The sequence below is a fragment of the Jannaschia seohaensis genome (genome assembly GCF_900116765.1).
GTDB lineage: Bacteria > Pseudomonadota > Alphaproteobacteria > Rhodobacterales > Rhodobacteraceae > Jannaschia > Jannaschia seohaensis.
This window is the reverse complement of record NZ_UETC01000004.1, coordinates 310,550-334,800: the sequence shown is the minus strand read 5'-3', so window position 1 is coordinate 334,800 and position 24,251 is coordinate 310,550. Positions and strand designations below refer to the sequence as shown.

The 24,251-nt window shown below is 68.0% G+C and carries 24 protein-coding genes and 1 pseudogene; 11 read left to right on the top strand and 14 right to left on the bottom strand.

What is annotated here, in order from left to right; genetic code table 11:
- Positions 1–462 (top strand): alpha-amylase family glycosyl hydrolase (locus DTQ71_RS11855; protein ID WP_245947462.1); only part of this gene is annotated, 462 nt, incomplete at its 5' end.
- A 100-nt stretch (positions 463–562) separates the two neighbouring features.
- The gene (locus DTQ71_RS11850; protein ID WP_484131397.1) at positions 563–1,120 is read left to right on the top strand and encodes an alpha-amylase family glycosyl hydrolase; all 558 of its coding nucleotides are present in this window, start codon (positions 563–565) and stop codon (positions 1,118–1,120) included.
- Positions 1,121–1,259: 139 nt separating this feature from the next.
- Here the strand turns inward: DTQ71_RS11850 and DTQ71_RS11845 are convergent, their stop codons facing one another.
- The 4 genes from DTQ71_RS11845 to xylF all read right to left on the bottom strand — a co-directional run bounded on the left by DTQ71_RS11845 (position 1,260) and on the right by xylF (position 4,693).
- Positions 1,260–1,454, bottom strand: a complete 195-nt coding sequence (locus tag DTQ71_RS11845) for a hypothetical protein (protein WP_109564493.1) — start codon at positions 1,452–1,454, stop codon at positions 1,260–1,262.
- Between the two features lies 1 nt (position 1,455).
- On the bottom strand, positions 1,456–2,244 hold the full coding sequence (locus DTQ71_RS11840; RefSeq protein ID WP_109564492.1) for an ATP-binding cassette domain-containing protein: 789 nt from the start codon (positions 2,242–2,244) through the stop codon (positions 1,456–1,458).
- Entirely contained in the window at positions 2,244–3,542 is a 1,299-nt protein-coding gene (locus tag DTQ71_RS11835; RefSeq protein WP_109564491.1) for a sugar ABC transporter permease, read from the bottom strand. Before DTQ71_RS11835 ends, DTQ71_RS11840 begins: the two co-directional genes overlap by 1 nt.
- A 119-nt stretch (positions 3,543–3,661) precedes the next feature.
- Positions 3,662–4,693, bottom strand: a complete 1,032-nt coding sequence (gene xylF / locus DTQ71_RS11830) for a D-xylose ABC transporter substrate-binding protein (protein ID WP_109564490.1) — start codon at positions 4,691–4,693, stop codon at positions 3,662–3,664.
- A 184-nt stretch (positions 4,694–4,877) separates the two neighbouring features.
- Here xylF and DTQ71_RS11825 point away from each other — a divergent pair, with 184 nt between their 5' ends.
- Positions 4,878–6,389, top strand: coding sequence for a CRTAC1 family protein (locus DTQ71_RS11825; protein ID WP_109564489.1), 1,512 nt, complete (start codon positions 4,878–4,880; stop codon positions 6,387–6,389).
- 23 nt (positions 6,390–6,412) lie between these two features.
- Here DTQ71_RS11825 and xylA read toward each other — a convergent pair whose 3' ends face one another.
- Positions 6,413–7,720, bottom strand: coding sequence for a xylose isomerase (gene xylA / locus DTQ71_RS11820; protein WP_109564488.1), 1,308 nt, complete (start codon positions 7,718–7,720; stop codon positions 6,413–6,415).
- A gap of 113 nt (positions 7,721–7,833) precedes the next feature.
- Here xylA and DTQ71_RS11815 point away from each other — a divergent pair, with 113 nt between their 5' ends.
- Positions 7,834–9,045, top strand: a complete 1,212-nt coding sequence (locus tag DTQ71_RS11815) for an ROK family transcriptional regulator (RefSeq protein WP_109564487.1) — start codon at positions 7,834–7,836, stop codon at positions 9,043–9,045.
- Here the strand turns inward: DTQ71_RS11815 and xylB are convergent.
- The gene (gene xylB / locus DTQ71_RS11810; RefSeq protein ID WP_109564486.1) at positions 9,033–10,490 is read right to left on the bottom strand and encodes a xylulokinase; all 1,458 of its coding nucleotides are present in this window, start codon (positions 10,488–10,490) and stop codon (positions 9,033–9,035) included. The two genes, DTQ71_RS11815 and xylB, sit on opposite strands and share 13 nt — an antisense overlap.
- A 79-nt stretch (positions 10,491–10,569) precedes the next feature.
- Here xylB and DTQ71_RS11805 point away from each other — a divergent pair, with 79 nt between their 5' ends.
- The 3 genes from DTQ71_RS11805 to DTQ71_RS11795 all read left to right on the top strand — a co-directional run bounded on the left by DTQ71_RS11805 (position 10,570) and on the right by DTQ71_RS11795 (position 13,039).
- A complete protein-coding gene (locus tag DTQ71_RS11805; RefSeq protein WP_109564485.1) occupies positions 10,570–11,691 on the top strand; it encodes an aminotransferase class I/II-fold pyridoxal phosphate-dependent enzyme in 1,122 nt (373 codons plus the stop codon).
- 106 nt (positions 11,692–11,797) lie between these two features.
- Entirely contained in the window at positions 11,798–12,100 is a 303-nt protein-coding gene (locus DTQ71_RS11800; RefSeq protein ID WP_146204849.1) for a DUF4177 domain-containing protein, read from the top strand.
- 519 nt (positions 12,101–12,619) lie between these two features.
- Positions 12,620–13,039 carry a DUF4177 domain-containing protein gene (locus DTQ71_RS11795; RefSeq protein ID WP_109564483.1) on the top strand — a complete coding sequence of 140 codons (420 nt, stop codon included), beginning with the start codon at positions 12,620–12,622 and terminating at the stop codon, positions 13,037–13,039.
- A gap of 9 nt (positions 13,040–13,048) precedes the next feature.
- Here the strand turns inward: DTQ71_RS11795 and DTQ71_RS11790 are convergent, their stop codons facing one another.
- A complete protein-coding gene (locus DTQ71_RS11790; protein ID WP_109564482.1) occupies positions 13,049–13,306 on the bottom strand; it encodes a BolA family protein in 258 nt (85 codons plus the stop codon).
- Between the two features lie 76 nt (positions 13,307–13,382).
- On the opposite strand from DTQ71_RS11790, the gene DTQ71_RS11785 reads away from it, so the two are divergent.
- A complete protein-coding gene (locus DTQ71_RS11785) occupies positions 13,383–13,994 on the top strand; it encodes a J domain-containing protein (RefSeq protein ID WP_109564481.1) in 612 nt (203 codons plus the stop codon).
- Between the two features lie 66 nt (positions 13,995–14,060).
- On the opposite strand, the gene DTQ71_RS24625 is transcribed toward DTQ71_RS11785, so the two are convergent.
- Positions 14,061–14,717 (bottom strand): phospholipase effector Tle1 domain-containing protein, encoded by a 657-nt coding sequence (locus DTQ71_RS24625; protein WP_484131399.1) that lies wholly within the window; start codon positions 14,715–14,717, stop codon positions 14,061–14,063.
- Between the two features lie 6 nt (positions 14,718–14,723).
- Between DTQ71_RS24625 and DTQ71_RS24620 the strand changes: the two genes are divergently transcribed.
- On the top strand, positions 14,724–14,852 hold the full coding sequence (locus DTQ71_RS24620; protein WP_281271239.1) for a hypothetical protein: 129 nt from the start codon (positions 14,724–14,726) through the stop codon (positions 14,850–14,852).
- Positions 14,853–14,881: 29 nt separating this feature from the next.
- Here the strand turns inward: DTQ71_RS24620 and DTQ71_RS24615 are convergent.
- Positions 14,882–15,253, bottom strand: a pseudogene (locus tag DTQ71_RS24615) (phospholipase effector Tle1 domain-containing protein); the annotation flags it as partial.
- 118 nt (positions 15,254–15,371) lie between these two features.
- On the opposite strand from DTQ71_RS24615, the gene cobS reads away from it, so the two are divergent.
- Positions 15,372–16,358: a cobaltochelatase subunit CobS gene (gene cobS / locus DTQ71_RS11770; protein WP_109564479.1), complete on the top strand. Its 987-nt coding sequence runs from the start codon at positions 15,372–15,374 to the stop codon at positions 16,356–16,358.
- A gap of 199 nt (positions 16,359–16,557) precedes the next feature.
- Here the strand turns inward: cobS and DTQ71_RS11765 are convergent, their stop codons facing one another.
- A complete protein-coding gene (locus DTQ71_RS11765) occupies positions 16,558–17,835 on the bottom strand; it encodes a TAXI family TRAP transporter solute-binding subunit (protein WP_109564478.1) in 1,278 nt (425 codons plus the stop codon).
- A gap of 161 nt (positions 17,836–17,996) precedes the next feature.
- Here DTQ71_RS11765 and cobT point away from each other — a divergent pair, with 161 nt between their 5' ends.
- On the top strand, positions 17,997–19,880 hold the full coding sequence (cobT, locus tag DTQ71_RS11760; RefSeq protein ID WP_109564477.1) for a cobaltochelatase subunit CobT: 1,884 nt from the start codon (positions 17,997–17,999) through the stop codon (positions 19,878–19,880).
- Between the two features lie 351 nt (positions 19,881–20,231).
- Here the strand turns inward: cobT and tsf are convergent, their stop codons facing one another.
- The 4 genes from tsf to hflX form a co-directional block, all read right to left on the bottom strand.
- Positions 20,232–21,107, bottom strand: coding sequence for a translation elongation factor Ts (tsf, locus tag DTQ71_RS11755; protein WP_109564476.1), 876 nt, complete (start codon positions 21,105–21,107; stop codon positions 20,232–20,234).
- Positions 21,108–21,179: 72 nt separating this feature from the next.
- The gene (gene rpsB, locus DTQ71_RS11750) at positions 21,180–21,983 is read right to left on the bottom strand and encodes a 30S ribosomal protein S2 (RefSeq protein WP_109564475.1); all 804 of its coding nucleotides are present in this window, start codon (positions 21,981–21,983) and stop codon (positions 21,180–21,182) included.
- A gap of 159 nt (positions 21,984–22,142) precedes the next feature.
- Positions 22,143–22,700: a lipid-binding SYLF domain-containing protein gene (locus DTQ71_RS11745; protein ID WP_109564474.1), complete on the bottom strand. Its 558-nt coding sequence runs from the start codon at positions 22,698–22,700 to the stop codon at positions 22,143–22,145.
- 235 nt (positions 22,701–22,935) lie between these two features.
- On the bottom strand, positions 22,936–24,243 hold the full coding sequence (hflX, locus tag DTQ71_RS11740) for a GTPase HflX (RefSeq protein WP_109564473.1): 1,308 nt from the start codon (positions 24,241–24,243) through the stop codon (positions 22,936–22,938).
- Between the last annotated feature and the right edge of the window lie 8 nt (positions 24,244–24,251).

The window sequence follows — 24,251 nt, the reverse complement described above, 5'->3', positions numbered from 1 at the left end:
GGTCTTCGCACAGAAGATGATCGAGATCGGAGCCCGACAGCCCTACCCTCGACCCACAGGAAAGTCGCACTTCAGGTAGCGCTCACCGCGCAGCCCAGCCTGAACCTCCGCTCTGAGACGGTGCAGGCCGAGCTGCGCCGCATCATGGCGTTCTGGCGGGACCGCGGGGTGGACGGGTTTCGGATGGACGCCATCACGTCCTTTCTGTTCGACCCCGAGCTGCGGGACAATCCGCCCGCCTCGCCCGAGGTGCGAGACAAGGTCTTCGGCCCGAATGCCGTGCCCTACAGCTATCAGGACCATGTCCACGACATTCTGCCGGGCGACGGCATTCCCTTGGTTGAAAAGGTGCGGGCCTGGGCGGGCGAGGATGTGTTTCTGATCGGCGAAGTGTCTTCGGGCAACCAGTCGGTCGAACTCGCCTGCCAACTGTCGGAGCCGGGGAGGCTCGACTGCGCCTAGCCGCTGGACCTGCCCGAGGGGAACGGCTCGGCCACCGCCTATGCGGACATCCTGAGCCGGGCGCCGGACCCGTCCCGCATCGCCTGGTGGCTGTCGTCCCATGACCAGCCGCGGCACGCCGAGGAGGCCGGAGACGGGTCGGACCGGGACGTGCGCGTTTCTGGCCATGATGCTGCTGATCGCGCCGGGGCCGGTCATGCTCTATCAGGGGGAGGAGCGCGGCCTGCGCCAGCCGAGCCTCCCCAAATCGGCGATCACCGATCCCTACGATCTGCTCTATTGGCCGGACATGCCCGGGCGGGATGGCGCGCGTGTCCCGATCCCCCTGGGCCGAAGGCGACGGGCGGGGCTTTACGACCGGAGACCTATGGCTGCCGATGGACTGGGGGTCTCGGTCACCGTCCAGGATGCGGGCGCGGACAGCAATCTGGCCTTCTATCGCCGCGCGGCGGCGTTCCGCCGTGACCGGCTCGGCGATCTGACCTTGCAGGATTGGAGCCAGGACGGCGAGGCGATCCGGCTGCTTTATCCTGGGGTGGAGGTGGTCTTGAACTTCGGGCAGGCCCCTGTCGGCGCGCGGCCGGAGCCGGATTTCTGCTCGGCCGAGATCGAGGGCGCGAGCCTGCCCGCCCGGACGGGGGCGGTCTGGCTCGACTGAGGCGACCGCAGGCAGGCGCTCCCGCGCGCTCGAACGGGCGAGACAGCCGCAAAAAGCGCCGCGGGCGGCCCCGGTGGGACTGCCCGCGATGGAACCGGCGATGTTTGTGTCGATCCTTTCTCTCCCAGGGGAGAAAGGGTCAGCGCGGCGGGCTCCGCCGCGCCTTCGGCGAAAGCAGCAGCGCCCAGGCGGCATAGGCTCCGGCTGCGCCCGCCCCGGCCGCCCAGATCCAAGCGCCGCGGCTGGCCTCCATCAGGGCCCAAAGCGTGCAGACCCCGACCACCGCCCAGCGCCGCCAGGCGGCCGCGAAGAAGGGGTGATCGGGGTCGAGCATGTCAGGCCGCCTCGCGGACCGGGTTCTTGCCCAGGATGATCATCGACAGGATGTCATCCTCGGTCACGTCCTCGACCTTCTCGGTGCCGACCATCTTGCCGTTCTTCATCACCGAGACGCGGTCGCAGAGATCCATCATCTCGCGCGTGTCGTGCGAGATCAGGAAAATGCCGAGACCTTGGGCCTTCAACTCCTTGATCAGGTCCGCGACCATGGCCGTCTCGTGGACGCCAAGCGCGGCGGTCGGCTCGTCCATGATCAGGATGCGGGCGTTGAAATAGACCGCGCGGGCGATGGCGACCGACTGGCGCTGACCGCCGGAGAGCGCCGAGACCGGCTCGTTGATCTTGCGGAAGTTGGGGTTGAGGCGCGCCATGATCTTGCGCGTCTCCGCCTCCATCTTCGCATCGTCGACGAGACCCAGCGGCGTCGTCAGCTCCCGCCCGAGGAACAGGTTCGACGGCGCGTCGAGATTGTCCGCCAGCGCGAGCGTCTGGTAGATCGTCTCGATGTTGTAGCGCCGCGCATCGGACGGCGAGCCGATATCGGCCACCTCTCCATCGATGCGGATCGTGCCCGAATCTCGCTGATAGGCACCCGAGAGGCACTTGATCAGCGTCGACTTCCCCGCGCCGTTATGGCCGAGCAGGCCCACGACTTCGCCCGGGTAGAGGTCCAGCGAGACCTTGTCGACGGCCTGGATGCCGCCGAAGGCGATGGAGATGTCCTCGAGCGAGACGAGGGGGGTGCCGCTGCGATCCACCGGCGCTTTGACGTGTTCCTTAGCCATCAATCCCGGGCCCCCGTGCGCTTGCGATACCAGATGTCGATGAGGACGGCGGCGACCAGAACCGCACCGACCACGATGTTTTGCAGCGGCGCATCCACGCCAACCATGGCCATGCCCGATTGCAGGCTCTGCATGATCAGCGCCCCGATGATGGCGCCGTAGATCGTGCCCACCCCGCCCTTGAGCGCGGTGCCCCCGATCACGGCGGCGGCGATCACGCGAAGCTCGTCGAGGATGCCGATATCGTTCGAGTGGTTGGTCAGACGGGCCGAGGCGACTACCGCCGAGATGGCGCAAAGGATGCCCATCAGCGCGAAGACCTTGACGGTCAACATGCGCGTGTCGATCCCCGACAGCTCCGCCGCGTCCGGATTGCCGCCGGTGGCGAAGATGTAGCGGCCGAAGCGGGTGCGCTTGGCGATCACGGTCATGACGATGGCGACGGCGATCAGAAGCACGATGGAGATCGGAACACCGTAGCCTTCCGAATAGCCCGCGGGCATGGTCAGCCCCTCGGCTTCGAAGCGACGCTCCAGCACCCGCTCAGGGACGCTATAGGCGTTGAGCAGGGCGACGAAGCCCAGGATGCCCCCGACCACGATGGCCGCGACCGCGCCCTCGGCCCAGAGCGGCTTTACCGGGAAGTTATGGGCGACCTTGTTGCGGCGGGCGGACCAGAGCGCGGCGATCGCGGCGACGGAAGCGATCAGCCCGAGGATCCAGGACCAGGTCGTGCCCAACGTCCCATTGATCCCACCGAACAGCTGGAAGGTCTGGTCCAGCGGTCCGATCGTCTGGCCATTGGTCAGATACCACGCCACGTTCCGCCAGATCAGCAGGCCGCCCAGAGTGACGATGAAGGCCGGGATCGTCAGATAGCCGATCAGCCAGCCATGGAAGGCCCCGATGGCCGCCCCGGCCGCAAGACCGAACGCGATGGCGATCGGCGCGATCAGCGGCGAGCCCAGCCCCGCGCCCAGCCAATCGGGCACCACCACCGTCTGCACCATCGCCATGACGGCGGAGCAGGTGGCCAGCACCGAACCGACCGACAGGTCGATATGGCGCATGACGATGATGAAGACCATTCCCGTCGCCATGATGGCGACCGATGCGGTCTGAATCGTAAGGTTGAACAGGTTGCGCGGCGTCACGAAACGCCCGTCCGAAGCCAGGTGGAACGCGAGTGCGATAAGAACGAATGCGCCGATCATGCCCAACAGGCGGGTGTCGATCTCCAACGCGGCAAGCCCTGTCTTGGGCGCGGCCGCGGGTGGCGCTTGGGTGGCATCAGTCATGTGGGGAGCCCTCCGGTCAAAAGGGGGTGCAGAGTTTTTCACAAAAACTCTGATCGAAGTTTTCTCGAAAACTTCGTCTGAATTGGCCCGCCTCGGGATCGAGGCGGGCCAGAGTGCTGTCAGTTACAGGGGGCGGGGCCGTTCTCGACGCCCTGGCAGAGCGCTTCGACGGTGATCCAGCCCGCATCGGTGACCGTGGTCAGGTTGTCGGCGGTCACCGGCACCGGCTCCAGGAAGCGGGCGATCAGGGTCGTGCCGCCCGGCGAGGTCCACTCCTGCGCGCCCTCGATGGCGTCCATCGCGGTGCCGCTGGCCAGAGCGACGGCGATCTCGCCCGCAGCGCGGCCCAGATCGCGGGCGTCCTTCCAGACCGAGACGGTCTGCGTGCCCATGGCCACGCGGTTCAGCGCGGCATGGTCGCCATCCTGACCGGAGACCGGGATGCCATCCAGGCCCTGCGCCGTCAGCGCGGCCACCGCGCCACCAGCGGTGCCGTCATTCGACGCGACGACGGCGTCGACATTGTTGTCCTGCGCGGTCAGGATCTGCTCCATGTTGCGCTGGGCGTTGGCGGGCAGCCAGCCATCGGTATAGGCCTCGGCCACGATGGTGATGTCGCCGGAGTCGATGGCCTCCTGCAGGACTTCCTGCTGACCGCCACGCAGGAAGTCGGCGTTCGGGTCGGTCGGCGAGCCCTTGATCATCACGTAGTTGCCGGTCGGCTGGGCCGCCAGCACGGCGCGCGCCTGCATGCGCCCGACTTCGATGTTGTCGAAGGTCAGGTAGAAGGCGTTCGGATCCTCGATCAGACGATCATAGCCGACGACCGGGATGCCTTCGTTCACGGCGGCGGTGACGGCCGGACCAATGGCCTGGGCGTCCTGCGCCAGGATGATCAGCGCGTCGGCGCCCTGAGCGATCAGGCTTTCGACGTCCGACAGCTGCTTGGAGGCGGAGGACTGCGCGTCGGTCGAAATGTAGGTTGCACCGGCGGCTTCGAGCGCGGCCAAGATGGCGGCCTCGTCGGTCTTCCAACGCTCTTCCTGGAAGTTGGACCAGCTGACGCCGACAACGGGCGCATGGGCATCGGCCAGAGCGGTGGACGTGGACAGCGCCGCGAGCAGGCCCGCGGTGATTAGGGTCTTCTTCATAATTTCCTCCCGTGAGGGCTTGGGACGAGGTCTGGTGCTCGCCTTCGCCATGGAATCGGTATGCGGTTCCCGAATTAATTTGTCAAAGAAATTATTTCCGGGTAGCTCTTGAAATGTAGCCTGCCAGCCTTGTCCCGGGCTTGGCTGCGCGGCGAGGAACGGCTCACAAAGGTCTGATATAGAGATGCATTCCATCCTCCGGACGCTGCTCCTGCTGCCCTTGGGCGCGACATCTGCGCTCGCCGAGCCGCGCTTCGTCGATGAGTCGGACGCGCTGCCTGCCCCCCATCTCTACACCGGCGGATGGGAGCATTTCGTGGGCGGCGGGGTCGCCGTGCTCGATTGCGACGGCGACGACCGGCCCGATCTCTTCGCCGCCGGAGGGGCCGCGCCGGCCGGGCTATTCCTCAACCGCTCCGCGCCCGGCGGGCCGCTGTCCTTCGAGGCGGGCACTCTGCCCGAGCTGACCGGGGTCACGGGCGCCTACCCGCTCGACATCGACGGGGATGACAGGCTCGACCTCTTCGTGATGCGCGTGGGCGCGAATGTCGTCCTGCGCGGGTTGGGCCGCTGCGCCTTCGAGGACGCGACCGAGGCGCTCGGGATCGACCCGGGCGATGGCTGGACCACCGCCTTCTCGGCCACCTGGGAGGGCGACGGCCTGCCGACGCTCGCCACCGGCGACTATGTGGACCGGGACGATCCCGACGGCCCCTTCGGCACCTGCGCCGACGTGCACCTGCACCGACCCGACGGCGCGCGCTACGCCCCGCCCCTGGTGCTGGAGCCCGGCTTCTGCCCGCTTTCGATGCTGTTTTCCGACTGGCAGCGCTCGGGCGAGACGATGCTGCGCGTCTCCAACGACCGCCACTATTACGTGCGCGAGGGGCGGGAGCAGATGTGGCGGCTCGATCCCCTGGAGGAACTCGGCCCCGAGGACGGGTTCCCGGAACAGAAGCTCTGGGGCATGGGGATCGCCAGCCGCGACGTGACCGGCGACGGGCTGCCGGAGGTCATGCTGACCTCCATGGGCGACCAGGTGCTGATGCTGAACCAGGGCGACGGCTATGTGGCGGCGCCCTTCGCGATGGGCACGGCGGCCCAGCGCCCGCATGTCGGCGAGGACGGGCGGCCCTCGACCGGCTGGCATGCCGAGTTCGGCGATGTGGACAATGACGGTCTGGCGGATCTGCTCATCACCAAGGGCAATGTCGACCAGATGCCCGGCATGGCGATGGAGGATCCGAACAACCTGTTGATGCAACAGCCGGACGGGACGTTCCGCGAGGCCAGCGCCGCCGCCGGGATCGCGACCGTGGCGCGGTCGCGCGGAGGGGCGCTGGTCGATCTGAACGCGGATGGGCTTCTGGACGTGGTGGTCGTGAACCGGCGCGCTCCGATGGAGCTGCATCGCAATGTCACGCCCGAGGCCGGGGCCTGGCTCGCCGTCGATCCCCGCCAGCCGGGGGGGAACCGGCGGGCGGTGGGCGCAACCGTCGAGGTTCGGACCGAGGCCGGGACGCAGGCGCGCGAGGTCACGGTCGGCGGCGGCCATGCCGGCGGCAGCGCCGTGCCGCTGCATTTCGGACTGGGCACGGCGGAAGCGGCGGAAATCCGCGTGATCTGGCCGGACGGGACCGTGGGGCGCTGGCGAGAGGCGGAGGCCGGCGCCGTCCTCCGCATCGAAAGAGACTGACGCCGGCCCCGCCCGCCAGGGGATCAGACGAAGCGGTTGACGTAGTTCTCCAGCCGCTCCTGCCGGCCGGAGCGCGGCTGCGGGTCGATCCCCTGCTCGATCACCCGCGCCTGGATGGCGCTTAGATCCGAGGTCAGCATCGCCTGCGCCTGCGGATCGTCCCAGCCGGCATAGCGCTCGGCCAGGGCGTCCTCCAGCCCACCATCCTCCAGCATCGCGGCCGCCGCCTTGAGCCCGCGGGCGCAGGTATCCATGCCCCCGACATGCGCGGCGATCAGGTCTTCCGGGTCCAGCGACTGCCGCCGCAGCTTGGCGTCGAAATTGGTGCCGCCTTGGGTGAAACCGCCCGCCTTGAGGATATGATAATAGGCCAGCGCCACCTCGGGCACGTTGTTCGGGAACTGATCCGTGTCCCAGCCCGACTGGTAGTCGTTCCGGTTCATGTCGATCGAGCCCAGCATCCCCTCGGCCGCCGCGACCGCGATCTCGTGCTCGAAGCTGTGCCCAGCGAGAATCGCATGCCCCTGCTCCAGGTTCAGCTTCACCTCGTCCTGGAGGCCCCACTTGCGCAGAAACCCGATGCAAGTCGCCGCGTCGTAATCGTATTGATGCTTGGAGGGCTCCTGCGGCTTGGGCTCCACCAGGATCTGCCCCTCAAAGCCGATCTTGTGCTTGTAGTCGACGACCATGCTGAGGAACCGGCCCATCTGCTCGCCCTCGCGGACGAGGTCGGTGTTGAGCAGCGTCTCGTATCCCTCTCGCCCCCCCCAAAGGACGTAGTTCGCCCCGCCCAGCTTATGGGTCGCGTCGATGCAGCCCTTCACCGTGGCGGCAGCATAGGCGAAGATGTCGGGGTCGGGGTTCGTCGAGGCCCCCGCCATCCAGCGGCGGTGGGAGAACATGTTGGCGGTGCCCCAAAGCAGCTTGGTCTTGGAGCCCTCCATCTTCTCGCCGACATAGTCGGTGATCTCCTCCAGGGTGGCGAGGTTCTCGGCATAGCTGCCCTGTTCGGGGCGCAGGTCCGCGTCGTGCCAGCAGAAGAAGGGCGCGCCCAGCAGGTCGAACATCTCGAAGGCCACATCGGCCTTCATCTTGGCCCGGCCCATATCGTCCTGCGGATGCCAGGGGCGCTCGAAGGTGGGGCCGCCGAACGGGTCGCCCCCCTCCCAGGCGAAGGAGTGCCAATAGGCGACGGCGAAGCGCAGATGGTCCTCCATCCGCTTGCCCATCACGACCTCGTCCGGGTCGTAGTGGCGGAACGCCAGCGGATCGGTCGCCGGCGTTCCCTGATAGCGCGCGGGCGAGAGCCCGTCGAAAAATCCAGTCGTCATGACGCGTCCTCCCCTGCGTATAGCCGGTCGCTTCGGCCTGAGTGACTGCTAGACAGAATTAGTTTATGTGTCAAAATTAATGGCGGGCCGGCAGGGCCCTTTGGAGGATCAGCATGCGTGAAGCAACCGACACCGCGAACGACCCGCGGCGCTGGGGGCGCGGACGCGTGCTTCGGGCGATCCGGCAGGCGGGGGCCATCGCGCGGGTCGACATCGCCCGGCAGACGGGAATCAGCGCCGCCACGGTGACGGCGCTGACCGCGGAGCTTTTGTCCGAAGGTCTGATCGAACGCATTCATCCCGAGGACCGGGCGCCCGACGCCGGTCGGCGCGGCCGCCCGCGCGAGGCGCTGCGGCTTCGCGGCGAGGCGCGGCTGGTGGCGGGGGTCAAGGTGTCCCACCGGGTCATCACCGTTCTTCTGGTGGACTTCACCGGCGCCGAGATCGGGCTGCACGAGGCGCCGCGCGCGGAAATTGCCTCGGCCCCGGCGGTGCTGGCCGACGCCATCGTGGCCGCGACCACCGCCGCCTGCGCCCGCCACGGGCGGCGCCTGGAGGACGTCTCCGGCATTTGCGTGGGGCTTGCGGGACAGGTCGATGGGGCGCGTGGGCATGTCCATTGGTCCTCGGCGCTGGATCGGCGCAACGTGGATCTCGCCCCCGCCCTGGCCGCGCGCGCCCCCTGCCCCGTCTTTCTGGAGAACGACGCCAATCTCGTCGCCAAAGCAGAGCAGCTCTTCGGTCGCGGGCGGGGCGTCGACAACTTCCTGGTCGTGACGGTCCAGCACGGTATCGGGATGGGCGTTATCCTGGGCGGCGAACTCCATCGCGGCGCCCGCGGCTGCTCGGGCGAGTTGGGCCACAGCAAGGTCGTATCCGATGGCGCGCTCTGCCAATGCGGGCAGCGCGGGTGCCTGGAGGCATATGCCGGGGGCTACGGCCTGCGCATGCGCGCGGCCGAGGCCGGTCTCAAGGATATGAGCGTCGAGGATCTACGCCAGGCCGAGGCCGCGGGCGACCCGGTCGCCATCGAGGTGCTGTCGGAGGCACGACAGCATTTCGCGCGCGTCCTCGCCAATCTCGTGACCGTTTTCGACCCCGAACTCATCGTGCTCGCCGTCGAGGCGGAGGAGGGGCACCCGCTCTGCACGCCCGAGGTGCTGGAGCAGGTGCGCCAGCTCTCGCTCTCGGTGGATGCCCCGCCGACCGAGATCGACGTGCAGTTCCGCGACGACCGCATGTGGGCCGAGGGCGCCACCGCCTATGGCATCGAACGGGTCGAGGCGCTCGCGGTCGAGCGGCGGCCCCTGGGTCAGTCGGCCTGAGCGGCGCGGATCGCGGGCACCAGGGCGCGGTATCTCTCCCAAGCGGCGGCGTAGCGGGGGACCAGATCGGCGCGCGGCGCGATGGTCTCGCCGACGGGCGGCGGGGTCATGATCTCCGCCGGGCTGCCCCCGGTCGCCGCCGCGATTCCTAGCCGCGCCGCACCCAGCGCCGCGCCGAACTCGCCGCCCGCGGGGACCTGCAACGGCAGATCGAGGGTCGAGGCCATCGCCTCCAGCCAGAAGCGCGACCGCGCGCCGCCGCCCATGGCCAGAACCGAGGTCAGTTCGGTCCCGGTGCCGCGCAGCGCCTCCAGACAGTCCCGAATCGCGAAACAGACGCCTTCGACCACCGCCTGGGTCAGCGCGGCCGGATCGTGGGCCACGTCCAGCCCGATTAGCGCGCCGCGCAAAGCGGCGTCGTTATGCGGCGTCCGCTCACCGGAAAGATAGGGCAGGAAGAGCAGATCGCCCGGCCCCTCCGCCCGCTCCGGCAGCATCCCGGCCAGCTCCGCCGCGCCGCGCCCGGTCTGCCGCGCCAACCAGTTGAGCGAGTCGGTCGCCGAGAGAATCACCCCCATCTGATACCAGGTGTCCGGCACGGCGTGGCAAAAGGTATGGACCGCGCTGGCGGGATCGGGGGCATAGCCGCCTTTCGCCGACAGCAGGACGCCCGACGTGCCCAGCGAGACGAAGCCCTGCCCCTCGGCGAAACAGCCTGCCCCGCAGGCCGCCGCCGCGTTGTCGCCGCCGCCGCCCGCGACCACGACCGGCCCGGTCACGCCCCATCGCGCGCGCAACGCATCGCGCAGCCGTCCGCCTTCGGCGCTGCCCTCGACCAGACCCGGCATCTGGGCGCGCGTCATGTGGCCCGCCTCCAGGGCCCTGTCCGACCAGGCCCGCGCGCCCACATCCAGCCACGCGGTCCCGGCGCTGTCGGAGAGGTCGCTCAGATGTTCGCCGGTCAGCCAGAGGCGCAGGTAGTCCTTGGGCAGCAGGACCTTCGCGACCTTCTCCCAGATCTCGGGCTCGTGCCGTTCGACCCAGAGCAGCTTGGGCGCGGTGAAGCCCGGGAAGACGATGTTCCCGGTCGCCTCTCGGAGACCCGGAGCGGCATCCAGCGCCGCCGCCTCCTCCGCCGCGCGGGTGTCGTTCCAGAGGATGCAGGGGCGCAGAACCGCGTCATCGGCACCAAGCAGCGTCGCGCCGTGCATATGCCCCGACAGGCCGATTCCCTTCAGCGCGGCCATATCCGAGGGGTGACCGGCCGCCAGCCCATCCAGCACGGTCTCGCAGGCCGCGATCCAATCCGCCGGGTCTTGCTCGGACCAGCCGGTATGGGGATGCGGGTTGGCATAGGACGCCTCGCGGGTGCCGCGCAGGGCGCCCGTCTCATCGGTGAGAATCGCCTTCAGACCGGACGTGCCGAGATCGAGACCGAGATACATTTCGCATTCCTCCTGTGTCCGCAGGGCTAGACCCAAGGCGCGGTTGCGTCCACCACTGCGCGCGAAGGAGGCCCGCGCCATGCATATCGATCCGTTCGGCGTCGAAATCTGGATGAACGCCTGGGAGACGCGCTGCCGTCTGAACCTGGCGGAGACCTGCGTCGCGGCGATGACCCTGGGCGAGCTGATGGAGATGACGGGCCGCAATGCCGATGCGCTGTCGGAGTTGCGGGACGTGCCGCTGAGCTATGGCGCCATCGAGGGCTCGGACCGGCTGCGCCGCGCCATTGCCCCGCTCTATGCCGGGCGTGCGGCGGGGGACGTTCTGGTGACTCATGGCACGATCGGGGCCAACGACCTGACCTGGCGGGCGCTGGCCGGCCCTGGCGACCACGTCGTCAGCGTCGTGCCCACCTATCAGCAGCACGTCTCCATCCCCGAGAGCTTGGGCGCCGAAGTGACCCGGTTGGAACTGACACCCGAGGGCGGCTACCTGCCCGACCCCGACCACCTGCGGTCGCTGATGCGCCCGGACACGCGGGTCGTCGCCTTCACCAACCCCAACAATCCGACCGGGAGCCTGATGCCCGACGCCCTGCTGCGCGAGATCGTCGCGACGGCCGAGGCGGCGGGCGCCACCGTGCTGGCCGACGAGGTCTATCGCGGGACCGGGCAGACTGGCGACGGTCGGGGCCTGTCGGTGGCCGAGATCAGCCCGCACGCCGTGGCGACCGCCGGCATGTCCAAGGCGTTCTCGCTGGCCGGGCTGCGCCTGGGCTGGATCGTCGGTCCCGCCTGGCTGCGCGAGGCGGCGGAGCGGCATCGCGACTACACCACCATATCCGTCGGCATGGTGGACGATCATCTCGCCGCGCTGGCGCTGGAACATGCCGATCGCATCCTCGCCCGCTCCCGCCGGATCACGCGGGAGAATCTCGCGATCCTGACCGATTGGGTTGAGTCCGAGCCGGGGGTGACCTGGGTCCGGCCCGCGGCGGGGACGACGGCCTTGCTGCATTACGACGTCGAGATCGGGTCCGAGGCCCTGTGCCGCACCCTGCTAGAGGAAACAGGCGTGCTGCTCACGCCCGGCGCCGTGATGGGGGCCGAGGGCACGCTGCGGATCGGCTTCGCCAACCGGACGGAAGATCTGCGGGCGGGCCTGCCGCTGATTTCTGGCGTGCTCAAGGCGCTCCGTTAACCGCGTCACGAGGCGGGCGCGAGATCGCCACGCTTTGCCAAGGAATGTCCGAGCTCAGCCCTTGCCGCGCCGCCAAGGCGACATTTTCGTCGGCGAAGCCTTGCCCATGAAACACGTATCCCCGGGCCTTGAGGCCATTTACGAATTCACCGTTGTCGCCGCTCCGTCCAAGGCAGAAAGGGTCGAAGGCTTGCGCACAGATGCCGAACGGATGGCGGCGACCTGGACGCAGTTGCTCAACGACATGGCTTTGGACGGGTGGGACTATGTCCGCGCGGACACCCTGCCCAATGACAGCTCCAAGGATCTGACAGGCACGGCCCCCAAGACCATGACCCTGCTCGTCTTCCGGCGCCTGCTTTGCGAGATCCCGCCAGCCGTCCAGCTCTCGGCGGCGATGCGCGCATAGGCGCGAGTCTCCAGTCAGGCCGTTTCCCCTTAGCCCGATCCACGGACAGCGACGCTGGGTGCGAGGCCCGACGGGGCCGCGACGTTCTCCGCGCGCAGTGCGCGCGCGCCGGCTCTCCGTCCGTCTGAAACCGAGGACGGACGGATCGTCCTGGCACCGATAGGCCGTCGCCGCTGCCCGGGACAGGTTCGCCCGAACGTCACGCCAAATGGGTACACGTGTCGGGCGGACCAATCTCGGGTGAGGCGGACCCGATGCGCCCCAAATGGGCTGCGACCCAGGAGGAGGCGCGCGCCGATCGCATCAACTCGGCGCGCTGGCCCAGAAACGAGCAGGTCGCCCCCTGAAATGCCCCGCCCCTCGCCGGGGCGTCGGCCGCCCATGGGCACCCTCTCACCCGCTGCTCGCCTGCTTTTTGCGCGCATCCGCGGCGCGTTTTATCGTCGCACGGACGGAAACGCCGTGTTCGTTAACCATTTTCGGGACTCCATCGGAATGTGGCGATATCAAGGCAGCGCCATGACCGAAGATGGACCGCACCAGACTTTCGAATACAGGGTCGTGCCCGCGCCGCGCAAAGGGGAGAAGGCCCGTGGCGTGCGCTCGGGCGAGGCGCGGTTCGCCCTGGCCCTCTCGCGGCTCTTCAACCGTATGGGGGCCGAGGGCTGGGAATATGTCCGCGCCGACACCCTGCCCGCCGAGGAACGGGTCGGACTGACGGGAAAAGAGGTCAAGTATCACGCATTGCTGGTCTTCCGCCGTGCGCTGGCGCCGCCGGTCGCAGCCGCTCCTGTGCAGCAGGTGGTGCAGGCGCCCGCGCCGCTGATGTTGCAGGGTCCGGTCCCGGAATGGCCCGGCTTCGAGGACGAGGAGATCGACGAGGCCGAGGTAATCGAGATCCTGACCGCCCGGGCGGGCCCCAAGCTCGCCGCCGAGTGAGCGCGAGACTCAGTCCGACAGGTCGAGCGACAGCGCGTGGATGCGCGACATGACGTCGCCCAGCGCCGCGTGCACGGCCCGGTGACGCGCCACGCGGGACTGCCCGGCGAAGGCCGCGCTGCGGATCGCGACGTGCCAATGGCTCTCGCCCGAGCCGTCATCGCCGGCATGGCCCGCATGGCGCGCACTGTCGTTGCGCACCTCCAGGTGATCTGGCGCGAAGGCGGATTGCAGCCGGTCGCGGATCGTCTCTTCCATCGTCGCCATTATTCCCCCGGTTGGCTCTTCCCCTCGGCGCGGCAATGACTAAACTCCATCGCCTCGGACCGGAAGGGGGCGTTGCATGACAAAAAACGATCCATTCAATTTCGACATGCGCGTCTCGACCGCGAAGAAGCGCAATCCGCGCGGCAAGCGCGGCATGTCCGGCGCCGTGGAGACCTCGACCCGCGAGTGCGAGCAGGACGGCTGCACCGAACCGGGCCAGTACCGCGCGCCGAAAAGCCGGGATTCGAAGGACGATTACTACTGGTTCTGCAAGGAGCATGTGCGCGAATACAACGCCAAGTGGTCCTTCTTCGATGGCGCCACCGAGGCCGAGATCGCCGCGCAGGAGGCGAAGGACCAGAAAACCCGCCCCTTCCGCAAGACCATCGAGGAGCGCGCCTGGGCCCGGCTCGGCATCGAGGACCCCCATTCCGTCCTGGGCGGCAACGCGACCCGCAATCCGGGCCGCGAGACGGCGGGGCGCAAGCTGCCGCCGACCGAGCGCAAGGCGATCGAGATCCTGGAAGCCAAGGACGACTGGGACAAGGCGCGCATCCGCAAGGCCTACAAGGCGCTGATCAAAGTGCTGCACCCTGACATGAATGGCGGCGACCGCAGCCAGGAAGAGCAGCTAAGCGAAGTCGTCTGGGCCTGGGATCAACTGAAGGACAGCCGCAACTTTAAGTAGCGGCGGGGAGACCCCCGCCCTACATCCGAGCTGCGCCCGTAGGGCGGGGTTTACCCCGCCGCCCCTTCAGGCGGAGGGCGTCGCCCTTGGCGCCCTGATGCGGCTCTCCCGCCACGCCTCGAACTCGCGCGCCAAGCCTTGCAGGGGCTCGGGCCGGTAGGGACGGAAGCCGTCCCCGTCCCCCTCGTGGACCCAGCGTGTCCGGACCGCGGCATGGACGTCCTCGAGCCGCGTCACGGGAGCACGGGCGGCACCAAACTGGCGCATCAGCGCGGCGACCGGCCCGCCGCGGGGCGGGTCCGCGTTGAACAGAGGACCGGTCGGGTCGCATTCCCGCGCGATGGCCTCCAGCAAGATCTCGTCGAATTCCAGCCCCGCGGCCGCCGCGCCCTCCAACACCCAGCGCAGCGCGATGGAGGAGAGCGCCGTGATCTCGCCCCCGCCGCCGACCGATCCGTGATCCCCAGCGAACCACGCCTGACGATACGGCCTGCCCTCCCGCGCGTCGTTCAGGGCGTCGAGATTGGTCCAGAGCGTCGGCCGGAACGATTTGCGCCGCTCGTCGACCGAGACGGCGTGGCGCGCGGCGCGGACCATCTCGGACAGGTCGGTGTCGTGGAACATGAAGTGCCGGTTGAAGAGCGGCGCCGCGGTGAAGTGCCCCGGCACGCCCAGCGCGCCCACCGTGTCCCAGACGCCCATGAAATCGATCTCGAAGGGGATCGCCTCATGGTGGCCGAATTCGGCTTAGACATCGGCATCGTCGGGATCGACCCTGACCCAAGGCGAATGGATCGCGCGCCACTCGGCATTGCGCCGCTGGAGGCGGCCCGGCGGCAGAACGAGCGTTGGGAATAGCGCTCCACCGCTTCGGGCAGCCGGTCGAGGGTCGTGCGGGTCAAAAGGCCCGTGTAGCGGATGAAGCCCGCCAGCGACCGGGCCGTGAACGCCCCGCGTGAAAAGCCGAAGACATGCACCGAGTCGCCCGGCTGGTAGAGAAAGCAGAGATGCCGGTAGGCCTCGATCACGTTCTCGTGCAGCCCCACCCCCATCGTCCCGCCGAGCAGACGATCCAGCCCCCGCGTCAGCATCGTCACCCCGCGCCGCCCGGTGCCCACGCCCTCGATATAGATCGGGACTTGCGCCACCCCGTCCGCCCCCACGGGGGCCAAGGCGTGGGAGACGCGCATGACATTCGTCGGGTGCTCTGCGTCGGCGGAGTTCCAGGATCCGTCGCAGAGAATGACGATCCGTTTCATGCGCGGCAGATTACCACGATGTGCCTCCCAGCCCGAACCGGGCGTTCCTGGGGTCCCTTCCCCTTGCGACTGGTCGGCATATGTTGCAATCGGGCGAGCGGAGACCAAGGAGACGGATATGGCCGACGGCACCATCGATATCGACGCGAAGCCCAAAATGGAGATTTCCGTCCGTGAGGTGTTCGGCATCGATAGCGACATGACCGTGAAGGGCTTCGAAGAGCGCACCGATCGCGTGCCCGAGATCGACCCGACCTACAAATTCGACCCGGACACGACGCTGGCGATCCTCGCGGGCTTCGGCTGGAACCGGCGGGTGATGATCCAGGGCTATCACGGCACCGGCAAGTCGACCCATATCGAGCAGGTCGCCGCCCGGCTGAACTGGCCCTGTGTGCGCGTCAACCTCGACAGCCACATCTCCCGCATCGACCTGATCGGCAAGGACGCGATCAAGCTCAAGGACGGCGTGCAGGTCACCGAGTTCCACGAGGGCATCCTGCCCTGGGCGCTGCGCAATCCCGTCGCGATCGTGTTCGACGAATATGACGCGGGCCGCGCCGACGTGATGTTCGTCATCCAGCGCGTGCTGGAGGCCGACGGCAAGCTGACGCTGATGGATCAGAACGAGATCATCACCCCGCACCCGTCCTTCCGCCTCTTCGCGACCGCCAACACGGTGGGCCTGGGCGACACGACTGGCCTCTACCACGGCACCCAGCAGATCAACCAAGCGCAGATGGACCGCTGGTCCATCGTGGCGACGCTGAACTACTTGAGCCACGATGCCGAAACGCAGATCGTGCTGTCCAAGCAGCCGCATTACAACACCGAGAAAGGGCGCCGGACGATCAGCCGGATGGTGACGGTGGCCGACATGACCCGGACCGCCTTCATGAATGGCGACCTTTCGACCGTGATGTCGCCGCGGACCGTCATCGCCTGGGCCCAGAACGCCGAGATCTTCCGCGATGTCGGCTATGCCTTCCGCCTCAGCTTCCTCAACAAATGTGACGAGTTGGAGCGGCAGACGGTGGCCGAATTCTACCAGCGCTGCTTCGACGAGGAACTGCCCGAGAGCGCGGCGAGCATGTCGCTGGGCTGATCCCTCAGGCGCGCGCCACGCGCAGGCCGATGCGATTTGGACAAGGGGCCGCCCGGCGATCGGGCGGCCCCTTTCGCGTCCACAGCGCGGCCAGACGGGGTTCGCTCGGATCGCGGAGGGCCCGTCCTTTGACCGGCCGCGCGCCTTGGCCGAGCTGGGAGACTGCCCCGCCTCTCCGCCAGAGCCCCCCTATGGCAGCTTAACCGCCCAACCCCTGGGAGATCCGGCGGCGGAGAAGCTCGACATGCAGCCGGGCGTCATAGGCATAGTTGCGGTAGGCCAGCGGGAGCTTCAGCGCGGCGATCTCGTGATCCAGGGACGAAAGCTCCCGATCCAGCGCCCGCAAGCGTCCGGGTTCGGCCCCGTCGAGCTCCGCATCGATTTCCCGGATCCGGGCGTAGTAGCGGAAGACGCGCGACCGTATGCCCCAGTTATACAGCCCAGGAAGCGCTCGCAGCAGCGGCAGCAGCAGGAACACGATGGGCAGCAGCAGGATCGCCAGCCGCTCGATCTGCGCCACCATCCAGAACGGCAGCACGTCCGCCAGCACCGAGGGCCCGTCCGCCAGCCGGTCCCGGGCATATGGGTGGGCTGGCAGGGTCGTGTTCTCGAGGTTCGGGAAGGTTCCTTCGTCGGTCAGCGCGTCGCCCCGGCGATGGATCGTCACGGCCGCGCTCACCAGCCGGTCCACCAGCGCGGGATGCAAGTCGGGCACCGCGACCATGCGCGCGACCATCGCCAGCAATTGCCGATCTCGTGGCGGCAGAGGCGGTGACAATTGGAACACGCCCGACGGCAGGTCGATCAAAATCGTCTGCGGCATCCGTCGCGACAGCGCCTCCGCATGGGCTATGTCCAACAGAGCGATGTCCGGATCCGACAGGAGCGGCGCGAGATAGGGCGCCGAGAGCGGAGCCACGAAGAGCGCCGCATCCGCCGCGCCATCCGCCAGCGCCTCCGCCGCCTCGGCCCCGCCCAGCGGGAGGAGCGTGTTGGCGTCGTCCGGCACCTCCGCCGCCCCGAGCAGCGCGATGGCAGCCGCCCGCGCGCCAGAGCCTTCGGCTCCCGCCGCGATGGTGAGGTCCCGCCAATCGGCGACGTTTCGGGGAATGCGCCGACTGTCCTCCTCCGGCGCGGCGCTGGAGAAGATCAGCAGAGGCTCGATGAAAAGCGAGCCCAGCGCTTCCGCGTCCTCGTTCACGACCACGCCGCCTTGCAGGAAACCGGCCTCCACCTCCCGCGCGTCGAGCAGGCCCGCATTCTCCACCGAACCCGCAGTGGCGACCAATTCCAGCGCGATCCCGTCACGAGCGAGGATCGCGCGGTAGCGTTCCGCATAGCGCCAATAGCCGCCGCCCTCCGTCCCCACCGCAAAGCGCATCGAGGCGGGCGGCATCAAGTCGCGAACGGCAAAGACCGTCGCCGCAACGATCCCAAGAACGACGGCCAGATAGACCGCGAAACGAACGGCTGTCATGCAAAGCTCCCCGGGATTGCGCGGCCCCGATGAAGCCAAGCCCGTGACGGAGGCGCAAGCCCTCTCCCCGGAGACCGATCGCCGCCCCGCGTCGCTTCTCGACTGGCTGCACGTGTCGGCGCGCCATTGCGCCTCCGCACCAAACGACTAGGTTGCGCGGTATGAAGAACAGCTCCTCCCGTCCGGGCGACAACCCCGCCGATCCGTTCAAGAAGGCCCTCGCCGAGGCGACCAAGACGATGGCCGACGACCCGGATCTGGCCGTAAGCTATTCCGTCGACCCGCCGGGCCAGACGAATGACGCGGTGCGCCTGCCCCAGGTCTCGCGCCGGATGACCCGCGAGGAGGTGCTTCTGGCCCGCGGCACCGCCGATGCCTATGCGCTGCGGCACCGTCACCACGACGCCAGCATCAACGCGCGCTATCTGCCGCAGGGCAACATGGCGCGAGAGCTCTACGAAGCGATGGAAACCGCCCGCTGCGAAGCGGTCGGCGCGCAGGACATGCCCGGCACGGCCGGCAATATCGACGCCAAGATCGCCGTCGAAGCCGCGCGCAAGGGCTATGGCGACATCACCGACAAGGCGCAGGCGCCGCTCGCCGCGGCCGCCGGCTACTGGATTCGCCAGATGGCCACGGGCCGGGATCTGCCCAAGGGCGCCGACAACGTGCTGGAACTGTGGCGCGACTTCATCGAAGGCGCCACCGGAGACCGGCTGGACAATCTGGACGAGGTTCTGCGCGACCAGACCGCCTTCGCCAAGCTGGCGCGCCAGCTGATCGACGACCTGGGCTATGGCGATCAGCTGGGCGACGACCCGGATCTGGAGGACGAGGACCAGGACGAAGGCGCCGATCAGGACGAAGAGGAGGAACCCGACTCCACCGGCTCAGACGAAGAGGATCAGGAGGACGAGGAAGCCTCGCCCGAATCCTCGCAGGAGCAGCAGGACGATCCCTCCCAGGCCCAGGTCTCCATGGACGACATGGCCGACCAGGAAGCGGGCGAAGAGGCCGAGATGCCCGAGGCCGAGGACAGCCATGAGCCGCCCGCGCCGCAACCGATCTCCGATGCCGACCCGAATTACACCGTCTATGTCACCGAGTATGACGAGGTCGTCGGGGCCGAGGACCTGGCCGAACCCGCGGAGTTGGAGCGCCTGCGCGCCTATCTCGACCAGCAGCTGGAGCCGCTGAAAGGCGCGGTCTCGCGGCTGGCCAACAAGTTACAGCGCCGCCTCCAGGCGCAGCAGAACCGCAGCTGGGAGTTCGACCTGGAGGAAGGTATCCTCGACGCAGGCCGCCTTGCCCGCGTCGTGGCGAACCCCACAACGCCGCTCAGCTTCAAGATGGAGCAGGATACGGAGTTCCGGGATACCGTCGTGACGCTGCTCCTGGACAATTCCGGCTCGATGCGCGGCCGCCCGATTTCCATCGCGGCGATCTGCGCCGATGTCCTGGCACGCACACTGGAGCGCTGCGGCGTCAAGGTCGAGATCCTGGGCTTCACCACCCGCGCTTGGAAGGGCGGCCAGAGCCGCGAAGCCTGGCTCAAGGACGGACGGCCGCAGCAGCCGGGCCGCCTGAACGATCTGCGCCACATCATCTACAAATCCGCCGACGCCCCCTGGCGCCGGGTGCGGCCCAATCTGGGCCTGATGATGAAAGAGGGCCTGCTGAAGGAGAATATCGACGGCGAGGCGCTGGAATGGGCCCATCGCCGGATGCTGGCGCGCAATGAGGTCCGCAAGATCCTGATGGTGATCTCGGACGGCGCGCCGGTCGATGACAGCACCCTGTCGGTCAACCCTGCCAACTACTTGGAAAAGCACCTTCGCGACGTGATCGCCATGATCGAGAAGCGGAAGGCCGTCGAACTGCTCGCCATCGGAATCGGCCACGACGTGACGCGCTACTACAACCGCGCCGTGACGATCACCGATGTCGAGCAGTTGGCTGGCGCGATGACCGAACAGCTTGCCGCGCTTTTCGACGCCGACCCGCGCGCGCGGGCGCGGGTGATGGGCATCCGGCGCGCGTCGTGACGGGCCCTGCTATCAGGATTTGAACAGGCGGACAGATTTTTACCGATAGGTAAGGAAAACCCGACTTCCTTAGCGGGAGTGTCCGGGTCATTCTGTGAACGTCTTGTGAGTGGTGGCAATTACGCCATGGACTAAAAGGCGTGACGGCGACGCGAGCGAATTGTCTCGTGGCCTGAGCACCTAGCCGATGATGCTCGGCATGCGCGGTCTTTCGGGCAATTATGCCGGGGGGGCCACGCGGAACATCGCGGGCATGTCTCATCCCCAAGGACGGCCCGATCAACGATGAAGCGGCGTCGAGTTTCCCCTCGACGCCGCTTTTTCATCTCTCAATGCCTTGTGAGGCGGTGGTCAGCCTTGGGCGGCCTTCGCGACCTCGGCGGCGAAGTCTTCCTTGACGACTTCGATGCCCTCGCCGACCTCAAGCCGGACGAAGCCGGTGATCTCGACGCCCGCTTCCTCGGCGGCCTTGCCGACGGTCAGGTCGGGGTTCACGACGAAGGCCTGGTTCAGCAGCGTGACCTCGGACATGTATTTCTTCATGCGGCCTTCGATCATCTTCTCGATGACGGCCTCGGGCTTGCCCGATTCGCGCGCGATGTCGATCTGAACCTGACGCTCCTTCTCGACGACGGCCGGGTCGAGATCCGCTTCGGACAGCGAGGCCGGGTTCACGGCGGCGATATGCATCGCGACCTGCTTGCCGAAGGCTTCATTGTCACCCGACAGCGCGACCAGCACGCCGATCTTGCCCATGTTCGGCGCGGCGGCGTTGTGGACATAGGTCACGACCGATTCGCCCGAGATCTTGGCCATCCGGCGCACGGACATGTTCTCGCCGATGGTGGCGATCTTGTCGGTGATGATCGCGGCGACGGTCTTGCCGCCGATCTCCGCCTCGGTCAGCGCGCCCAGATCCGGCACGGTGAGCGCGGTCTGCGCGATGTCGCCGACCATGGCCTGGAACTCGGCGTTCTTGCCGACGAAATCCGTCTCGGAATTGACCTCGACCGCGACGCCCGAGCCCCCATCGACGGCGACGGCCACGAGGCCCTCGGCGGCGGTGCGGCCCGACTTCTTGGCGGCCTTCGCGAGGCCCTTGGTGCGCAGCCAATCGACGGCGGCATCCATGTCGCCATTCGTTTCGGTCAGCGCCTTCTTCGCGTCCATCATGCCTGCGCCCGTCGAGTCGCGCAGTTGCTTCACCAGTGCGGCTGTGATCGCCATGGGTCTACTCCTTGGAATTGGGAAGGGCGCGGCTGCTTTAGCCGCGCCACGTAACCATTTGATGCCAGGGCATCAGGCCTGGGCGGGCGCCTCGGTCTCGGAGGCGGGAAGCTCTTCCGCCTCGCCGGGATCGATGTCCTCGGCCAGGCCCTCTTCCATGGCGCCGATATCGACGCCGGCTGCGCCGAGCTGGGCGCTCATGCCTTCGAGGGCCGCGCGGGAGACGAGGTCGCAGTAGAGCGCGATGGCGCGCGCGGCGTCGTCATTGCCGGGGATGACATAGTCCACACCCTCGGGCGAGCAGTTGGTGTCGACCACGGCCACGACCGGGATGCCCAGCTTCTTCGCCTCGGCGATCGCCAGGTCTTCCTTGTTGACGTCGATGATGAACAGCATGTCCGGCAGGCCGCCCATCTCGCGGATGCCGCCGAGCGACGCTTGCAGCTTGGCCTGGTCACGCTCCATGCCGAGGCGCTCTTTCTTGGTCAGGCCCTCGAAGCCCTGCTCCATCGCCTCGTCGATCGCCTTCAGGCGGTTGATGGAGTTGGAAACCGTCTTCCAGTTGGTGAGCGTGCCGCCCAGCCAGCGGTGGTTCATGTAATACTGCGCGCAACGCTCGGCGGCCTCGGCCACGGGCTTCTGCGCCTGGCGCTTGGTGCCGACGAAGAGAACGCGGCCGCCGCGGGCGACGACGTCGTGGACGGCCTTGAGCGCCTGGTCCAGCAGCGGAACCGTCTGCGTCAGGTCCATGATGTGGATGCCGTTCTTGGCGCCGTAGATATAGGGCGCCATGCGCGGGTTCCATCGCTGCGTCTGGTGGCCGAAGTGAACGCCGGCCTCGAGAAGCTGACGAAGCGAGAAGTCAGGCAGAGCCATGCTCGTTTCCTTTCCGGTTTGAGCCTCGGCGGGGGTTTCGACGCGGATGCGCCAACCGGTGGACCGTCCGGGGATGTCTCCCCCGGGGGCCCGCCCCCGCCTGTGAAGTGCGCGCCCTTTGGCACCCTGCGGAGAGGAATGCAAGAGGGCGCGCGCCGCTCAGGGGATGATGCGGTTGTACTTCTGCCCTTCGATGGTGGCCCCGGCCAAAAGACCGGCCTGGCCGAAGATGACCGCAACCACCGGCGTGGTCAGCGAGGTCGTGTCGGTCGTAAACGCCCGCGCGTTGGAGGAGGCGGCGTATTCCAGATCCGCCCCCGCGACCCAGCCAGGGCTTTGGCGGAAATTGGAGAGCGCGGCAGGCGTCATGAAGAACAGCGCATGGGCGTATTGCTGCGCCCCGATCTGAAGCCCGACCGACGCGGCGGTGGCCGAGTAGTAATCCACCGTCACGCCATCCACCCGCAGCGCGCCACGCCCGAAGGCCCCGCCGATGCCCAGACCGGCTTCGGTCATCAGCGGCATCATCAACATGCCGGCGCTCCGGGCGCGCAGGTCGCGCGTCTCGGGCAGCGTGTCTTCCATGAAGGCGATGGCGGCGTCGACACGCGCGTCGATCATCTCGCCCCCAGGGGAGCCCACGCCGTTGCCGCAAGCCGCCAAGGCAAGCGGAGCGGAAGCCGCCGCAAGGAAGCGGCGACGCGAAAATGCGGTCATATCTTCAGGTCCTGTCCATGTCTGCTCTGCCGGGGTCTTCTGCCCCTTCCAGTGGCGAGACTAACAGGACCGGCATTTCCTGTCATCGCCTTTGCACGACGCGATCCGGATGGCCGGCTTGCGGTATGGCAGAGCGGTGTCTCCCCGGCCGAGGCCCGCGCCTGGGACGTCGGTCGGGATTTGAGTATTTGTGAACCCGTGATGAGGGGGCGGGCGCGTTAACCTTAATGCTTGGTTAAGGTTCCCATCGGGTCGGCGGCGCGGCCGGGGCCGGGGTCGGCACGGGACGGTCTATGAGCCCGGGGAAACTGGCCGCGAAGCGGTCCGCCTGGCGTGCGGTCCAGCGCAGCGACAGCCGCGTGCCCTCCTCGGTGACTTCCTCCGAGAGCACGGCCCCCTGGTCGTGCAGCCAGGCCCGCGCCCGGCCCTCGGCGAAGGGGAGCGTCAGCGTGGTCTCCTCCGTGACCTCCGAGAGTTCGGCCCCGATCCGGGCAAGCAGCGCGTCGAGCCCCTGCCCCGTCACCGCCGAGCCCAGATAGACGTCGTCGCGGCGGGCGGCCCGGTTCGCGGCGGCCTCTGCCTCGGCGGGGTCCAGCCGGTCGACCTTGTTCCAGAGTTCCAGCCGCGGGATGGACTCGTCGGTGCCAAGTGCCTCCAGGATCGACTCCACGTCCTGGGCCTGCGCCTCCGTCTCGGGATGCGAGATGTCGCGGACATGCAGGATCAGATCGGCGTCCAGCACCTCCTCCAGGGTCGCGCGGAAGGCGGCGACGAGCTGGGTCGGCAGGTCCGAGATGAAGCCCACCGTGTCCGACAGGATCACGTCGAAGGGATTGGTGCCCTTCGCCGACAGCGTCACCGCCCGCATCGTCGGGTCGAGCGTTGCGAAGAGCATGTCCTTGGCCATCACCTCCGCCCCCGTCAGGCGGTTGAACAGCGTCGACTTGCCCGCGTTCGTGTAGCCCACCAGGGCCACGACTGGATAAGGCACCTTGGCGCGCGCCGCGCGATGCAGCTCCCGGGTCTTGACCACGCGGTCGAGCTGGCGGCGCAGCTTGACCATCTGCTCGTCGATGGCACGGCGGTCCGCCTCGATCTGGGTCTCGCCCGGGCCGCCGACGAAGCCCAGCCCGCCGCGCTGCCGCTCCAGATGGGTCCAGGCGCGCACGAGGCGCGTGCGCTGGTAGCTGAGCGCGGCGAGATCGACCTGGAGCACGCCCTCGCGGGTGGCGGCGCGATCGGCGAAGATCTCCAGGATCAGGGAGGTCCGGTCGAGCAGCTTGACCTTCCACGCCTTCTCCAGGTTGCGCTGCTGCACCGGGCTGACCGAGCCGTCGATCAGGATCAGTTCGATCTCCTCGGCCTCGATCAGCGCGCGCAGCTCCTCCACCTTGCCGGAGCCGAACAGCATCCCGGGATGCGGCTTGGGCAGGCGAACCACGTCGGAGCCCACGACATCGAGGCCCGGCAGCGCATGCGCCAGGGACACGGCCTCTTCGAGGGCCAAGCGGGGGTCGCGGCCGGATCGGTCGCCCCCGCGCATGTCGGGAT

What these genes read in the sequence shown, in the direction of transcription:
- DTQ71_RS11800 (WP_146204849.1), top strand. Translation starts at nt 11,798, where the DNA reads ATGAAACACGTATCCCCGGGCCTTGAGGCCATTTACGAATTCACCGTT.
- cobT (WP_109564477.1), top strand. Translation starts at nt 17,997, where the DNA reads ATGAAGAACAGCTCCTCCCGTCCGGGCGACAACCCCGCCGATCCGTTC.
- xylA (WP_109564488.1), bottom strand. Translation starts at nt 7,720, where the DNA reads ATGACGACTGGATTTTTCGACGGGCTCTCGCCCGCGCGCTATCAGGGA.
- DTQ71_RS11795 (WP_109564483.1), top strand. Translation starts at nt 12,620, where the DNA reads ATGACCGAAGATGGACCGCACCAGACTTTCGAATACAGGGTCGTGCCC.
- cobS (WP_109564479.1), top strand. Translation starts at nt 15,372, where the DNA reads ATGGCCGACGGCACCATCGATATCGACGCGAAGCCCAAAATGGAGATT.
- DTQ71_RS11765 (WP_109564478.1), bottom strand. Translation starts at nt 17,835, where the DNA reads ATGACAGCCGTTCGTTTCGCGGTCTATCTGGCCGTCGTTCTTGGGATC.
- DTQ71_RS24620 (WP_281271239.1), top strand. Translation starts at nt 14,724, where the DNA reads ATGGTGGCCGAATTCGGCTTAGACATCGGCATCGTCGGGATCGACCCT.
- DTQ71_RS11845 (WP_109564493.1), bottom strand. Translation starts at nt 1,454, where the DNA reads ATGCTCGACCCCGATCACCCCTTCTTCGCGGCCGCCTGGCGGCGCTGG.
- DTQ71_RS11815 (WP_109564487.1), top strand. Translation starts at nt 7,834, where the DNA reads ATGCGTGAAGCAACCGACACCGCGAACGACCCGCGGCGCTGGGGGCGC.
- DTQ71_RS11745 (WP_109564474.1), bottom strand. Translation starts at nt 22,700, where the DNA reads ATGACCGCATTTTCGCGTCGCCGCTTCCTTGCGGCGGCTTCCGCTCCG.
- DTQ71_RS11840 (WP_109564492.1), bottom strand. Translation starts at nt 2,244, where the DNA reads ATGGCTAAGGAACACGTCAAAGCGCCGGTGGATCGCAGCGGCACCCCC.
- DTQ71_RS11825 (WP_109564489.1), top strand. Translation starts at nt 4,878, where the DNA reads ATGCATTCCATCCTCCGGACGCTGCTCCTGCTGCCCTTGGGCGCGACA.
- DTQ71_RS11835 (WP_109564491.1), bottom strand. Translation starts at nt 3,542, where the DNA reads ATGACTGATGCCACCCAAGCGCCACCCGCGGCCGCGCCCAAGACAGGG.
- xylB (WP_109564486.1), bottom strand. Translation starts at nt 10,490, where the DNA reads ATGTATCTCGGTCTCGATCTCGGCACGTCCGGTCTGAAGGCGATTCTC.
- tsf (WP_109564476.1), bottom strand. Translation starts at nt 21,107, where the DNA reads ATGGCGATCACAGCCGCACTGGTGAAGCAACTGCGCGACTCGACGGGC.
- xylF (WP_109564490.1), bottom strand. Translation starts at nt 4,693, where the DNA reads ATGAAGAAGACCCTAATCACCGCGGGCCTGCTCGCGGCGCTGTCCACG.
- DTQ71_RS11805 (WP_109564485.1), top strand. Translation starts at nt 10,570, where the DNA reads ATGCATATCGATCCGTTCGGCGTCGAAATCTGGATGAACGCCTGGGAG.
- DTQ71_RS11790 (WP_109564482.1), bottom strand. Translation starts at nt 13,306, where the DNA reads ATGGCGACGATGGAAGAGACGATCCGCGACCGGCTGCAATCCGCCTTC.
- hflX (WP_109564473.1), bottom strand. Translation starts at nt 24,243, where the DNA reads ATGCGCGGGGGCGACCGATCCGGCCGCGACCCCCGCTTGGCCCTCGAA.
- rpsB (WP_109564475.1), bottom strand. Translation starts at nt 21,983, where the DNA reads ATGGCTCTGCCTGACTTCTCGCTTCGTCAGCTTCTCGAGGCCGGCGTT.
- DTQ71_RS11785 (WP_109564481.1), top strand. Translation starts at nt 13,383, where the DNA reads ATGACAAAAAACGATCCATTCAATTTCGACATGCGCGTCTCGACCGCG.
- DTQ71_RS11850 (WP_484131397.1), top strand. Translation starts at nt 563, where the DNA reads ATGACCAGCCGCGGCACGCCGAGGAGGCCGGAGACGGGTCGGACCGGG.